This is a genomic window from Desulfobacter curvatus DSM 3379, assembly GCF_000373985.1.
Taxonomy (GTDB): domain Bacteria; phylum Desulfobacterota; class Desulfobacteria; order Desulfobacterales; family Desulfobacteraceae; genus Desulfobacter; species Desulfobacter curvatus.
The window spans coordinates 1-14,738 of the sequence record NZ_KB892904.1 but is presented as its reverse complement, the minus strand read 5'-3'; the positions used below and the strand labels follow the sequence as shown (position 1 = coordinate 14,738).

The window sequence follows — 14,738 nt, the reverse complement described above, 5'->3', positions numbered from 1 at the left end:
TCTTCGGCTGTCGAAGGGCGAAACGGCTATCTCTCTCAACGCCATCATAGCGGAAGAGGAATTTTGCCCGAACGTCTAAAAGCATTAACCATTATTCATAATTTTACATTGAAACGATTTGACGGTACCACTGCGGCGAATCGATTATTTGGTAAAGAGTTTCCAGATCTTTTTGAATGGATTGTTCATAAAATGGATGATTTACCTTTGCCACGGCAGTATAAAAATACTGTCCCAAATAACTATTTGAAATTACAAACTGTCCCGGCTTAAACCGGTAGCCCCTCTTTTAGATTATCATTGGTTGTTGCCATTCTTCCTCCTTATATTTAACCAATTGATGAGAAAAGCTGAATTTATATGCGTACCTTGCTTTTTTACTATTTTTGGGGATTTTTATCAATCATTGTATGTCCCATTAACATGATGAATAATTAATCGGCCAATGGGAAAGGTCATCTCGTTTGAATAAGCCTGGAAAGTTGGTCAATGAGGTTCGGAAAGCATTTCAAGGTACAAGGAAGGGAAACCATATCAAAGGTTTTGGCCTGTTTGGACACCGCTTCCCCCCATATTCGCAAGGGGGCGTATTCATAAACTTGACCCAGTTCGACGATCTCTTCGGCAAAGACTTGGACATTTCCAATGATCATGGCCTCACTGAGGTATTCCAACCTGCCCAGCATCTCCTCCTTGAGCAGGGTCAACAACTCCTCTAATCTATCAAGCGCCATGGGCGTATCGTCTTTGGGCGGGGGAAAGAGGTTAAATATTTTTTTTTCTTCGGCTTGTGCCGTAACCACATCGCAGGGCAGGGAAGGAGGCTTCCTGGTCCCGCTTTTGACATTGGGAATGGAGACCCGGAAGCGGCTGCCTTTTCCCGGGGTTGAGTCCACCTCAATGGTGCCGCCCATGGCCTTCACTATTTTTTTGGATATGGAAAGCCCAATGCCGGTTCCGCCGTAGGTATAAAAGTTCTGGCCCTTTTGCTGGCTGAACCTTTCAAATATCCGTTCCCTCTGGTCGGGGGCAATGCCGATACCGCTGTCTTGAATGATAAAGAAAAGCTCTGAAAACCCGGACCCTTTTTCAAGGTGCCGATACCCGGCCGTGAGTTTAACAAAGCCGGATGAGGTGAATTTAATGGCATTTCCCGTTATATTCATCAGAACCTGCCTGAGCCTTACTCTGTCCAGGACGATGCTGGGGGGGACCTCTTTTCCCACCTCCATGTGGAATTTAATTCCCTTGATCTGGGCTGTGTTCGCGTAAATTTGGTTGAGTTCCTTAAGCAGTCCTTCAAGATTAAAGGTGCCATAGTTCAGAGGAAAGCTCCCGGATTCAGCCTTTGACAGATCAAGGATATCGTTGAGCATGGCCAGAAGTGAATTTCCGGCAGAGCGAATGGTGGCCACATACTCTTTAATGGCGTCATCCTGGATCTCTTTATAAATGATATCGGAGAATCCGATGACCAGGTTCAAAGGGGTTCGGATCTCATGACTCATATTGGCCAGAAACTCGCCCTTGGCCTGGCTTGCAGCCTCTGCTTTATCCTTTGCCGCATTGAGTGCCAGGGTCCGATCCTTAACCATCTCTTCAAGTTTTTGTTTGTTTTTGACAAGCTCGTTTTCCACCTGGTCCTGCTTTTTGAGCAATTCGGATTTCATCTTGTCAATGGCGCGGAGCTGCTCGGTGACCTGCTTTTCTTTTTCCAACTCTTCCGCCTGGACCTTTATTTTTTTTTCCACCCCCTTATGGGCAAGCCGCCGGCCCCAAAGCCAGATCCCGATGCAGGCAATAGCGTAGGCTGGATAGGCCCAGGTTCGTTCCCAGGGCGGTTTGTCCACCTGGATTTTGATGGCCTTGCCCTTTTTGTTCCATACCCCATTGTTGTTGCTGCCCAACAGGTGCAAGGTATAGGTGCCCCCGGGCAGGTTGGTGTACTTGCCGTATCGCCGGTTTAAGGTCCGGTCCTTTTGGGTTTCAAATCCTTCAAGAAAATAGGCAGATTCATTGTTCACGGGACGGGTAAAATTCAGGACTGAAAATTCAAATTCAAAAAAATTTTTCTGCCAGGGCAGATGGATATTTTCAATAATTTCAGGAGCTATTCCGATGTTAAGGGGGTGCCCTCCCTGTTCAAGGGCAATCAGCCGCACCGGCGGGATATAGGGATTTTTTCTGATTCTGTCCGGATGGAAGCGATTCACCCCTGAAAGGCCGGAAAACCAGAATTCTCCCTCCCGGCTTTTCAGCGCACTGGTGGCAAAGACACTGAACCGGTCTCCCTGGAGTCCGTCTTTTGCCGAGTAATGGTCCAGAACCTTCCACGCTTTGGTGTCAAAGACATATAGCCCCTTATCAGAACTCAGCCAGAGCCGTCCCCTGTCATCTTCCTGAATGGCCCGTATGGCTCTGGCGGGCAGACCCTGTACCGCTGTTACCGGCGTGAACATCCCATTTTTTTTATCGAAGAGATGCAATCCCCCATCCTCGGTACTCACCCAGAAGCAGCCTTTTGCATCCTCATGGCAGTCATTGATGTTGTTTCCCCGAAGGCCGGTTTTTCCTTTTATAAACCGGTGAAAGGTTTCTGTGGCAGGGTTATAGCTGTTCAGACCGAGTTTAGTGCAAATCCAAAGGGTCCCCTCCCGGTCCTCAACCAGGTTAAATGCCACTTTGTTACTCAAACTTTGGGGATCGGCACGGTCGTGAACAAACTGCCTGAACCTGCCTGTCTTCTTATTGAATCGGAAAAGCCCGTTCTCCTGGGTGCCGAACCAGAGCAGGTCCGGATTGAGACTATCCTGAATAAGGCTTCTGGGCGGTGCCTTGTCGGCCAGAGGATTCTGGTAGGTCGCTTCCAGGGTTTGGTTCTCCCGGTTGTATATATTCAAGGAGCCGTCACCCGATCCCACCCAGAACCGGCCGGCATTGTCCTCGCACATCGAATATACCGAAGAAAGGGCCGGGATTTTTTGTGCAATGGGGCCTGCCCTGGAAAAGTCATCTGTCTCTGGATTGAAACGGGAAAGGCCGCCCTGGCTGCCGCCGGCAACCCAGATGGTGTTCCGGCTGTCCTGAAAGAGCGTGATCACTGAGTTGGATGCCAGGCTTGTGCCGTCCCCGGCATTGTGGCGGTAAACTGAAAATTGGTGGGCAAAGCTGTCCCAGGCATCCACAGGGCCTGTATTTTCCACTGTCCAGACAATTCCCTGGCGGTCCGTGAAAAGGTCCATGATTTTGTTGCCCCTGGGGCTCAGGGGATTATCCGGATCATGGCCCAGGGATGTGAAGGTCTCAGCGTCGGTGTTAAAAATTTCCAGCCCAACCGGGGCAGTATAGGAGTGGGAAATCCAAATATTGCCCTTTCCGTCGGACATGAGCGCGTAGACATAATTGTCGGCCAAGCCCTGCGCTTTATGGGGGGCATGGGTAAATTGCCGGGTCTCAAGGGTCTGGGGATCTATACGAAAGAGTCCGGCTCCGGCGGTGCCGATCCAGATAAATCCCTTTGGCCCCTGGATGATACTGTTGATGCACCCGGTGCAGTAACGTTCTGAGTCGTTCGGGGATTGCCGTTCAACGCTCTCCAGGGAAATTTGGGTAACATGACCTGTTTGTTTATCCAGGCGATTCAGCCCCCCGGCTTTAGTCCCGGCCCAGACCCTGTTCTCCCGGTCCACAAAGACCGTGAAAATATTTCCGTGGCTCAGGCTGTTAGGGTTTTCCGGTTCGGGAAGATAACGGACAAAGGTGTTTTGAGAGGGGTCGTAACGATTCAGACCGTCCTGGGTTCCCACCCAGATTTTTCCGTCCCGGTCTTCGGCAATGGTTCTGGGGGCCCAGTTGAAAAAGTCAGAACTGATGCTGGTCGGATTGCCGGGATCATGTCGGAAATAGATAAATTTATTCAACCGTTTGTCGTAACAATTTAATCCGCCTCCCATGGTGGCCACCCAGATCCTCAGGCCGGAACTGTCGGCAAACACACAGGGCGAAATGTCGTTGTTCAGGGAATCCGGACCGGATACGAACCGCTTCATCTCATACCCGTCCCACCGGACGATTCCTTCGGGGGTACCCACCCAGATAAACCCGTCACGGTCCTGGGTAATGCCGCAATTATAAGACCCTGTATCAAAGGGATGGGAGAACATGGCCTTGAAGGCCGGTGATACGGCGGGGCTGCAGAAAAGCAGAACCGGAATTAGGATCGGGATCAGAAACAAACCCGGGCGGCCTGGTCGTCCATGGAAAAGATGTGTCCCCTTTTTACGCCACTGTTCCCTGAAGCATGCCGTTATCATGGATCTCTTTTCTTTTGTTTGTTCAGCTATAACGTACACGGGCCGTCCTTGGTCTATCGATACCCCTACTTCGGCCCACAACGAATATTGAAACATCTCTTTGGGTTACAGCGAGTTTTTATAAAAAACCTGCTGCAACCCGGTTTTTCGGACACCCCGGGCAGTTGAACTGATACAGGACAGGAACCATGTCCGGGGTTGCCTGATCGTCGAGGCTATCATAAAATGACAGGCATTGCCAGAACCATGTAATCCTCTGGTCCGGGGTTTTGCGGTAGAATACTACCCGGGTAACCTTAATGCCTTGAAGTTGAAATCATTATCATCTCTTCAACGATGGGGGGAACTCACCACACCACTCTCCGGTCGGCTGACAACTCGGCCATGATTCAGCCGGATGAAACCTTTATCACTCAAAGGAGAACCAACATGTTCAGATTTAAGATCAACGGGTTTTTTCTTCTTCTTTTATTTTTCCTTGCTTCCTGCGGTCCGACCCCTTCTTTTTTGAAAAAAACCGGCAGTCCGGCCGGCGTTCCTACCGATCCGGATTATCCCTTCAGTCAATATGTTCAGGAAAGCAGAAAAAATATTGAACACATCCTGGGCGATCTGCGGTTCAGCAGCGGGGACAGTCCCTATCTTGGTAAATATTCGGCTGCCCAGGCAGCACAAATGCGGGGGCCGTTTGAACGCCTCCCGGAAAAGGGCAGCACTGGGCCCGGCAAGGGTAAGGGGTTTCTCCTTATTCATGGGCTCACCGACTCCCCCTACCTGATGCACAGTATTGCCGACTCCCTGCATCAGGCCTATCCCAACGGCACCATTCGGGCCGTGCTGCTGCCCGGTCACGGTACGGTTGCCGGAGACTCCCTGAACATGCGGCATACAGACTGGATGGCCATTACCGACTATGGGGTCCGCAGCTTTGAAAATATGGAGACGATTTCCGATCTTTACCTGGTGGGATTCTCCACCGGCACGGCCCTTGCCGTGCGACATCTGCTGGACAATCCCAAAAGTTGTAAAATCAAAGGACTTATCCTGATCTCCACAGCTGTTAAGGCCAAGTCAGAGGCGGCCTTTCTTAGCCCTTACCTGCGCTGGGTAAAGGACTGGCTCGACACATTTGAAGAAAGAGACGCGGCGCGGTATGAATCATTTTCCGTCAATGCCGGCGCCGAATTTTACCTGCTCACCAAGAACATCATGAAAAGCAAAAGCCTCATTAACGTGCCTGTACTCATGGCGGTCAGTGCTGACGATGACACCATAGACGCCGATGCAGCCCGGCAGTTTTTTTGTGACCGGGTGACTGCCCGGCGCCGGGGCCTGATCTGGTATGCATCCCGTCATGCCGAGCGAAACATTGCTCCGCCCTGTGGGGATATCAAAGAAGTCAAGCTGGGTCCGGTGGACCGGGAGTTCCAGGGAACAGCATATCGGTTCGCCAACTACGCCCATACAGCCCTATCCATGAGCCCGGCAGATGAACATTACGGCGTCAACGGCAGGTATCACCACTGCAAAGCCTATGACACCCCACCGGACATGGAAGATTTTAATAAATGCCAGCAAGGCTCAGCCAAAACCATTTTCGGGGAAAAGGATATTGCCTCAAACGCGGCCAAAAAAGAACTGGATTACGATTACTGGAGAAGAGGAACCTTTAACCCGGATTATTCGAGACTGGAAAGAGCCATGATCTGCCTTGCCGATGAAACCTGCGATCTTCAAAAATCTTTGGATGATCAATAAAAGGCTGCCTAAGTGAAAGTAGGCAGCCTTTTTAAGATGATATGCGGTTTGTTAAAAACGGTCTGATCAGCTGGGAAACATGTTGTCTTCAATTTCCACAGCCACGGCGCATGTGTTAAGCAGGGCGGCAAACCGGCCCAAGGTGACGGGCAGTACGGTTTGGGCATAAAACTCAAGACTTTTGATAACGCCCTGGTAGAAGGGGATATCTTTTTTCTTTGCCTTTTCAAGTTTTTGGGCAGCGGTCACGGCGCGCCACAGCAGCATCCAGGCAAAAATGGTGTCACCGGTGGCATCCTGGAACGGATGGGCATTGGCAAAGGCGACAAGCACTTTGGGGCTCATGGCGGTGGTGCCCATGTGAATGGCCACTTCACCTAATTTGTTTACCACCTCTTCGACCTTGGCCGCTGATTTTTCAAGTGCCGGTATATCCTTGGCCAGGGCAATGGTGGCCTGCATTTCGCCGAACAGGTCCATGACGGGTTTGCCTTTGTTCATACCGAGTTTTCGGCCTAGAAGGTCCATGGCCTGGATGCCGTTGGTCCCTTCGTAGATCAGGGTGATTCTGACGTCCCGCAGCAACTGGGCCATGGGGTACTCTTCGATAAATCCGTAACCGCCGTATACCTGCATGCCCTGGGAGCAGACCTCAAAGGCCCGGTCTGTGACATACCCTTTGGCAATGGGGGTGAGTATTTCAACAAACCCATGGTATTTGGCTTTTTCTTCTTCGGTTGCCGCATATTTGGACATGTCAATGCAATAATGGGCATAGTAGATCAAGGTCCGCATGGCTTCCACATTGGTTTTCATCATCATGAGCTGGCGCCGCACATCAGGATGGCGGAAGATGGGGACGGCCTGGGCTTCAGGGTTCCTGATTTCCGTCAGATCCCGGCCCTGGATACGGTTTCTGGCATAGTCCAGTGCATACATATAGGCGGCGCCGGCACAGGCAAACCCCTGGACCCCTACGAGTAATCGGGCTGCATTCATCAACAGGAACATGGCTTTCATGCCTTTGTTTTCTTCGCCCAAAAGAGTGCCGATGCAGTTGCCTTTGCTGCCCAGGGACAAGGAGCAGGTGGCGTTGCCGTGGATGCCCATTTTATGCTCAATGCCGGTGCAGATGACATCGTTGAATTCGCCCAAAGAGCCGTCTTTTTTCACTCTGTATTTCGGGACCAGAAATAAGGAGATGCCCTTGGTACCGGCAGGGGCGCCTTCAATGCGGGCCAGCACAGGATGGATGATATTTTCTGTCAGATCATGTTCACCGCCCGAGATAAAAATCTTTTCACCCACAATGTTATAAGTACCGTCACCGTTAGGGACCGCCTTTGTGGTCAGTGCGCCGACATCGGAACCTGCCTCCGGTTCGGTGAGCAGCATGGTGCCGGTCCATTTGCCGGTGTACATGTTTTTAAGATAGGTGTTTTTCAGTTCCTGGGTTCCAAATTCCTCAATAAGGTGGCCTGCTCCCTGGGTTAGGCTGCAGTACATCATGAAGGGGTAGTTGGCTGCGTTGAAATATTCAGCGGCTGCCGCTGCAACAGTAAAGGGCATGCCCTGGCCGCCCCATTGGGGATTTTCAGTGGGGGCCAACCATTCTCCTTCATTAAACAGATCAAATACACGCTTAAAAGACGGTGGCGTGGTGACCTTGCCGTTTTCAAGCGTGCAGCCTATCTCATCCCCTTCTTTGTTTATGGGCAGAAGCTCTTTAAGCGCCAGATTTTTTGCCTCTTTAATAACCATATCAATGGTTTTTTTGTTAAAGTCGGCATAATTGTCATTCAGTTCTGCAAGGGTCTGCGCCTGAAGGATCTCGTGAACAACAAATTCAATGTCCCGCTGGTCGGAAATTACCTGTGCCATGTGCCCTCCTCACTTGGGATTCGTATGGAATCGTAATGAATAAACCTTCATTATAATATTTTATTCATATTCTGCGTTCGTATTATTCCCCGTATATGTATTTTATATTGATCACATTTTGATTACAATGCTTTATAAATAAATGGGGCGTTTTGATTTATTTTGGGGGGCAGTGGTTCTCCAAAATGAATTGTCATTCATTGCATTAATTTTGTTCCTTAGTCAAGAAATTTTTACAAACCAAGGCAATGTTGATATATAGTTCCACCATGGAAAAAATAATGATTTCAGCTTGTCTTCTGGGACAGCCGGTGCGTTATGACGGCAGGTCCTGTCCCTTTGAATGCTCATTCATAAACCTGTGGCAGGCCAACGGGTTGCTGGTCCCGGTTTGTCCGGAAATGGACGGCGGCCTTCCTGTGCCCCGGCCACCGGCAGAGATCACCCCCGGCGGCGGCCCGGGGGTTTGGGCGGGAACGGCCCGGGTCAAGACCCGAAAGATGGATGTTACCGATTTTTTTATCAAAGGCGCGCAGGTTGCTTTGGACAAAGCGATTGCCTGGGGCATCAAAACGGCCCTTTTGAAACAGAAAAGTCCGTCTTGCGGAAGTTGCCGGATCTATGACGGAAGTTTCAACCGGTCTCTTGTGGACGGTATGGGGGTCACAACTGCCCTTTTAAGGCAGAACGGTATTACGGTGTTTGGTGAAGACCAGATAGACCAATTGCCGTTTAAGCCAATATGATATTTATACTGTGGGCCAAGGCCTAAAAAAAAATAAAGAAACCGGGCTTGGCCAGGGGAGAAATTTTTATGCCGGACATCATAGTCGATTCCTGGGGCATGCTCCAGGAGGAATTGTTCAAAGGGGCCTGGAATGATACCATCCAAAGGTACCGGCCTCCTTTTGTTTACCGGGGGTTGTCCGATGCATCCTACCGCCTTGAAACTTCTTTGATGCGCCTGGGCGGACCGTTCTGGTCCCTTGAAAAACATCTGCTGCGGAATTTCCGTAAATATTCCCGGGCCCAGGGGCGCGAAGACCCCGATTCTTTCTGGCACCTTCTGGCTGTGGCCCAGCACCACGGACTGCCCACCCGCCTCATGGACTGGACCTATTCACCCTATATTGCCCTTCATTTTGCCCTGGCCAACCTTGAGCGGTTTGACCTGGACGGGGTGATCTGGCGGGTAAATTATGAACAGATCCACGATCGGCTGCCGCCGGAACTTAAAGGACAACTGGCCGCAGAAGGCGCCCAGGCGTTTACCGTTGAACTGCTCACCAGTATCGGCCAGGAGATGCCGGATTGCCACGCCGGGGAAAAAACCTTTCATCAGTATGTTGAAACCTTAACCCAGTTTGATGCCCTGGGGCGGCCCGAGGAATTCCTGCTTTTTTTTGAGCCGCCATCCATTGACGAGCGCATCGTGAACCAGTATGCTCTCTTTTCTGTCATGCCCAATCCCTGCCGCGTGATTGATGACTGGCTGAATCTTCATTCCGATTTTTTTCAGCGCATCATTATTCCGGCAGGCCTTAAGTGGGAATGCCGGGATAAGCTGGATCTGTGCAATATCACGGAGCGGGTGCTGTTTCCCGGCCTTGACGGGCTGGGGTCTTGGTTAAAGCGTCATTACAGTCCTAAAACCTGATCCTTGTTTTTGAACAATTATCATAAGATAAGGGTAAGGTTATGAACGCACAGGTGGATGATGGAAAGGGCAGGAAGATTGGACTTTTCCTGGGCCCGGTTATTTTTATTTTAATGCTTTTGATTCCGGTTCCCCACGGAATGAATCCCGAAGCCTGGCATGTGGCGGCCGTGACTGTACTCATGGCGGTCTGGTGGATTACCGAAGCCATTCCCATCCCTGCCACAAGCCTTCTGCCCATTGCCCTTTTTCCCCTTTTAGGTGTTATGAAATCCGCAATGGCCACGGCCCCCTATGCCAATCATCTGATCTATCTGTTCATGGGTGGATTTTTCCTGGCCGTGACCATGGAAAGATGGAACCTTCACCGCCGGGTGGCCCTGTATACCATCAGAGCCGTAGGCGTCAGTCCCTCCCGGATGATCATGGGGTTTATGGTTGCTACGGCCTTTTTGTCCATGTGGGTATCCAACACGGCTACGGCCATGATGATGGTGCCCATCGGCCTTGCGGTGATCAACCAGGTTACAGGGTTGACCTCTGATGATTTGAGATATGTGTGTGTGGCGGACAGCCCTGAGTTCAATTTCGGCCGCAGTCTGATGCTGGGCATCGCTTATGCTGCATCCGTAGGCGGTGTGGCCACCATTATTGGTACCCCGCCCAACACGGTTATGGCCGGTATGGTTGAAAAAATGTTCGGGGTTGAAATCGGATTCGGCCAGTGGATGCTTTTCGGCGTGCCCCTTTCCGTGATAACCTTGGGGCTGGCCTGGTTTCTTCTGACAAAATTGCTTTTTCCCATGGGAGATCTGGAACTTTCCGGGGGGGCGGCCATCATTGATGCCGAGATCAAAAAGCTTGGCCCCATGTCAGGTGCTGAAAAAAAGATTGTAGCCGTGGGATGCGTTATGGCAGTGTTTTGGCTCTCCCGGGGCTTTTTGGCCAAGGCGGCGTTTATTCATACGATCATGCCCCATTTCAGTTATATAAGTGATGCGACCATCGGTATCATGGGTGCGCTTTTCCTCTTTTGCATTCCTGTGGACTTTAAAAAAAGGACGTTTCTTCTTGACTGGCAAACCGCCGTTAAAATTCCCTGGGATGTGATTTTGCTTTTTGGTGGCGGGCTTGCCATTGCCAACGGATTTACCCGGACCGAACTGGCCACTTATATTGCCGGCCAGTTGGGTGCCCTTGAGGGAACCAGTCTTTTGGTGTTTGTGGGGGCGGTGGTATTGATCACCATTTTTCTTACGGAAATCACATCAAACACGGCCACGGCCACCCTGCTTGTGCCCATCATGGGCAGTGCCGCCATTGCCATGGGCGTACACCCCTTTGCCACGATTATCGGTGCCTGTGTGGCAGCCTCCTTTGCCTTTATGTTGCCGGTGGCTACCCCGCCCAATGCTGTGATATTCGGCAGCGGGTGTGTCTCTATCCGGCAGATGGCAAAGGCTGGTTTGTGGCTTAATATTCTGGGCGCCATTTTGATTACAATATTTGTTGTTTATCTTATACCGCTGTTGTGGGGGATTGATTTGTCCATGGTTCCTGACTGGGCCTTAAAACCGGGTTAAATAGCCGGTTTTCAGTGCAATGTTGCCTACCTGCGATGCTATGCGTTAGTTCAACGCGCCGGCAAAGGTTCATTGGGAAAGCGGGTGAAGTTGCAACTATAAACTGTCGAGTTTTCGGATGGAATTATGGGCTTTGGGATGGTGTCTTTCCCGATTTGACCATCTCATTACCTAAACTAATGCCCGAGCTAAAATTGGATGCTGAGTCCGGCATAAGCATTGGCCGGTTCTATATAGGTCACGCCGTCATATGCTTTTTTTTCATTCAAAAGATTATCAATGCCGGCGAAAACCCGGATCTGGTTTGAGAGATCCTTTGCAAGGTAAAGATTCACAGTGACATATCCGCTTTTGTCTTCGCCAGTTAATTCATGTTGGTCGCCGATATAGTTGATGCGGGTAGCTGCACGAAATTTATAATCAGGGTGATAATAAGCCAGCTTGAAAATGCCCTTTATATCCGGGCTCCCGTCCAGCTCTTCTCCGGTCTTTTTGTTTTCCGTGTCCAGCCAGGTGACGCCGGCCCCGGTGCTCAAATGCCAGGGAAGTTTCATATCCACCCGGGCTTCAATCCCCTGGGTTCTGGCTTCGGCAATATTCCGGTATTGGTAATAGGTTATTTTATTCTTTCCAGAACCCGTGGAGCCAATGAACTGGGTGTCAATCAGATTGTCGATATCATTTCTAAACGCAGTGATCCCTCCTGAAAAAGGGCCTTTGCCCCCTTCAAAACCGATTTCATAGGAGAGGGACTCTTCGGGTTCCAGATCCGGGTTGGGATTGTACACATATTTTGCTTTGTTACGGTAGGAGGTCACAAACAGTTCTGAAATGGAGGGGGCTCTAAATCCTGTGCCAATGGATGCTTTGAGCCTGAGTGCGTCAAGAATGCCGTAGACCAGAGACGCCTTGGGAGAAAACTGGCTCCCGAATTCGGAATGATCGTCATAGCGCAGGCCAGCTGTAATATACAAGGATGAGAAAATCTCAAACTCATCCTGGATGAAAATACTGGTATTATCCAGATCATTATCGGAATCGGTGCTGTCTTCGCGCCCTTCCTGCCGGAACTCGCCACCAACGGACAGAAGATGGGTGCCCATAATCGGGCCGGTATACCTCGCTTCTATCTGGTTTAGCCAACGTTCGGCATCCTCTTCGCTGGTGACGGGCGCTGTGGGCGAAAATTGCATTTTATTTTCATGCTCGGAGCGGTAAGCCCGGACCAATAGATTTCCCTCCCGGGTGATCTGATTGTCGTACTGGATAAAATAATTGAGCCGCTGGTCTTCGGCATTTCGTTCACGGCTCTGGCCCTGGTAATACCGTTCCCCTTTGCGTTCCAGATCAAAGTATTCAAATCCTGCGCTCAGGTTTGATGCATGGGGCAGCGCATAGGTGATCCTTCCTGCCGCTGAGTTCAGATCCTTGTCATCACCATCATCAGGACTGTCTCCGTCATCATTCCAGCCGCCAATGCCCTGGGTGGAACCCGACAGTATAAAAGAAGTCTTTCCCAGCTTGGAGCCAACCCAGGCCGCGCCCATACCGCCGTCAGAATCCTTGTCCAGATGACTTGTGTACCGGGCGATCACCCCGCCTGACGCCTTATCCGGTGCCTTCTTGGTGATGATATTCACCACCCCGCCGATGGCATCACTGCCGTATATGGCGCAGCTGGGTCCCCGTACGATTTCGATTCTCCGGATCATGTTTGCCGGTATCTGATCTGTGCTGGTAAAATCTTTGTATCCGGCTGCCAGCCGCCTGCCGTCAATGAGCACCAGGCTTCTTTTATTTCCGGTGCCTCTGATATTGGCAACCTTGGCCCGGCCGGAGTCCGTGGACACCATGAGCCCCATGGCCTGTTCCAACGCTTCGTCCACGGAAGTTGCCCCCATCTCTTCAATTTCCAGGGCTGTTATAACCTGAACTGATCCGGGTGCTTCTTCCAGGGTTTTTTCCGATATGGTTGCCGTGACCACCGTTGGACTGATATTGACTTCAGCCCAGAGTGGTAATGGGAACAGTAGAATAAATAATCCCATAATCTGCATTTTGGTTTTCATTTTTTCTCCTTTTCATTTGTTTAGTGCGTTTATATTGCCTGATATTTTCATTGTCAATAAAAAAAGTTAGTCTTAAATGTAATTTTCAAGAAGTGCTGATAAGTTTTTGATCTGGAACTTTTTAACCTATATCTTTCAGCGGTGAGTTCCGTTTTAAAATTTACTGTTAATTAAGTAAGATATTTGGTACGCAAAGATTCCCTGAATATAAAAGGGGCAGAACCGGATTTCCGGTTCTGCCCCTTTTATATTCAGGAATTATTGTATTATTCTACAAGGAGGTGACCACCTCGTGAATGACTTCAAACAGTGTCTGGGGTTCCATACCTTTTACCTGGGCAATTTCCTTGATGGTTTGGCCGGGCTCCGCCTTAATCTGTTTAGCCCCAAGGCCGTTGATGATTTTTTCCGTATCCAGATTGTACTGGGTACATAGATCCTCTAAACGCATTCTTCCAATGCCGGGGAAGGGTTGGTCAGGGAACGTTTCGGCATCGGTTGTCTCTTTAGGCGGCAGCATGGCCACATATACATCTTTGGGGGTGCAGTTGTTTGCCCGGGCAATATCAAGCAGGGTCGAGGATTCGTCATCAAATACCATACCTGATTTTTGAAGCTGCTGTTTGATCACGTCAAGATCAAGACCGGTGCGTTGGGCAAACATCTTCAAAGAGGAGAGTTCCGCATGTCCGTAAGGAGGCTCTCCGTATTTTTGAGCCCCGGCATCCTTGAAAGATGCACTGAAATCAAGAATTGTGCTCATGGGCGGGATATGAAGCAGGGTTCCGACCGTGAAAATCAGCGTGAGGGCAAGGGCCACATTAAAATCCGGGGTGAAAATTTTAAGCTGTTTGGCTTTATTTTTCATATAGGCAACCATGGGTTTCCAGTTGTAGTACAGGTGCAAAAGACCTGAGACGAGAAACAGAACACCAAGGTTGATATGAACATCGCCCCAAAGGGTTTTGGTTAAACCCATAAAGCGCCAGTCAGACCAGTAGGACACCCGCCCTTCGGGAACAACATAGAGGACAATGCTGGTCACGATAAGCAACAGAAAAGACAGAAACATGGTTAACGAGGTGATTTTTCTTAATTTCATAGCATTTTTCTCCAGTTGGTGCTTCATACTATACGCCGTGCCTAGCTTTTTCTAACCGATTAAAATTATTTTTGTCAACTTTGATGGTCCTGTAAAAAGTCAGAGCCCAAATCAAACTTCTGTTTTTGAGTTTGCAGACTATTTTGATCATATGATCAAAATCTGTTAAAAAAACAATTTTATACGCCAAATTGCTCTTTGACATTCAAAAAAGCAGTGTATACATCCCGAAAGGACTCTCCTATGCCTCCTTTATGCATAGCTGAGCGTCTTCTGGACAATAGTTGCCCTGAAGAGGTTGATTCCTGCTGCTTTTAAGGTTGCCGCGAACCTTACTGCTTGGAGACCTCGATATTTTAATCGTTTCACCCCGGT

At 49.9% G+C, this 14,738-nt stretch carries 9 protein-coding genes; 5 read left to right on the top strand and 4 right to left on the bottom strand.

Annotated features, from left to right (window positions below; translation table 11 throughout):
- Positions 1-273 (top strand): DUF6399 domain-containing protein (locus B147_RS30835; protein WP_026259476.1); only part of this gene is annotated, 273 nt, incomplete at its 5' end.
- Between the two features lie 182 nt (positions 274-455).
- On the opposite strand, the gene B147_RS0101980 is transcribed toward B147_RS30835, so the two are convergent.
- Positions 456-4,352, bottom strand: a complete 3,897-nt coding sequence (locus B147_RS0101980) for a hybrid sensor histidine kinase/response regulator (RefSeq protein WP_020585585.1) — start codon at positions 4,350-4,352, stop codon at positions 456-458.
- A gap of 390 nt (positions 4,353-4,742) precedes the next feature.
- Here B147_RS0101980 and B147_RS0101975 point away from each other — a divergent pair, with 390 nt between their 5' ends.
- The gene (locus B147_RS0101975) at positions 4,743-6,071 is read left to right on the top strand and encodes an alpha/beta hydrolase (RefSeq protein WP_020585584.1); all 1,329 of its coding nucleotides are present in this window, start codon (positions 4,743-4,745) and stop codon (positions 6,069-6,071) included.
- 66 nt (positions 6,072-6,137) lie between these two features.
- On the opposite strand, the gene B147_RS0101970 is transcribed toward B147_RS0101975, so the two are convergent.
- Positions 6,138-7,952 carry an acyl-CoA dehydrogenase family protein gene (locus B147_RS0101970; RefSeq protein WP_020585583.1) on the bottom strand — a complete coding sequence of 605 codons (1,815 nt, stop codon included), beginning with the start codon at positions 7,950-7,952 and terminating at the stop codon, positions 6,138-6,140.
- A 281-nt stretch (positions 7,953-8,233) separates the two neighbouring features.
- Between B147_RS0101970 and B147_RS0101965 the strand changes: the two genes are divergently transcribed.
- The 3 genes from B147_RS0101965 (at position 8,234) to B147_RS0101955 (ending at position 11,192) form a co-directional block, all read left to right on the top strand.
- The gene (locus B147_RS0101965) at positions 8,234-8,698 is read left to right on the top strand and encodes a 2-thiouracil desulfurase family protein (protein ID WP_020585582.1); all 465 of its coding nucleotides are present in this window, start codon (positions 8,234-8,236) and stop codon (positions 8,696-8,698) included.
- A 68-nt stretch (positions 8,699-8,766) separates the two neighbouring features.
- Positions 8,767-9,609 (top strand): FRG domain-containing protein, encoded by an 843-nt coding sequence (locus tag B147_RS0101960; protein ID WP_026259474.1) that lies wholly within the window; start codon positions 8,767-8,769, stop codon positions 9,607-9,609.
- Between the two features lie 41 nt (positions 9,610-9,650).
- The gene (locus B147_RS0101955) at positions 9,651-11,192 is read left to right on the top strand and encodes an SLC13 family permease (protein WP_020585580.1); all 1,542 of its coding nucleotides are present in this window, start codon (positions 9,651-9,653) and stop codon (positions 11,190-11,192) included.
- Between the two features lie 188 nt (positions 11,193-11,380).
- Here the strand turns inward: B147_RS0101955 and B147_RS27120 are convergent, their stop codons facing one another.
- Together B147_RS27120 and B147_RS0101945 are read right to left on the bottom strand one after the other, a co-directional pair.
- Entirely contained in the window at positions 11,381-13,261 is a 1,881-nt protein-coding gene (locus tag B147_RS27120) for a TonB-dependent receptor plug domain-containing protein (protein WP_020585579.1), read from the bottom strand.
- Between the two features lie 271 nt (positions 13,262-13,532).
- Positions 13,533-14,363, bottom strand: coding sequence for a DUF4405 domain-containing protein (locus B147_RS0101945; RefSeq protein WP_033396721.1), 831 nt, complete (start codon positions 14,361-14,363; stop codon positions 13,533-13,535).
- Positions 14,364-14,738 lie beyond the last annotated feature (375 nt).

Bases quoted from the DNA above. Each gene is read 5' to 3' on its own strand.
- B147_RS0101965 (WP_020585582.1), top strand. From the start codon at position 8,234: ATGATTTCAGCTTGTCTTCTGGGACAGCCGGTGCGTTATGACGGCAGG.
- B147_RS0101945 (WP_033396721.1), bottom strand. From the start codon at position 14,363: ATGAAATTAAGAAAAATCACCTCGTTAACCATGTTTCTGTCTTTTCTG.
- B147_RS0101960 (WP_026259474.1), top strand. From the start codon at position 8,767: ATGCCGGACATCATAGTCGATTCCTGGGGCATGCTCCAGGAGGAATTG.
- B147_RS0101970 (WP_020585583.1), bottom strand. From the start codon at position 7,952: ATGGCACAGGTAATTTCCGACCAGCGGGACATTGAATTTGTTGTTCAC.
- B147_RS27120 (WP_020585579.1), bottom strand. From the start codon at position 13,261: ATGAAAACCAAAATGCAGATTATGGGATTATTTATTCTACTGTTCCCA.
- B147_RS0101955 (WP_020585580.1), top strand. From the start codon at position 9,651: ATGAACGCACAGGTGGATGATGGAAAGGGCAGGAAGATTGGACTTTTC.
- B147_RS0101975 (WP_020585584.1), top strand. From the start codon at position 4,743: ATGTTCAGATTTAAGATCAACGGGTTTTTTCTTCTTCTTTTATTTTTC.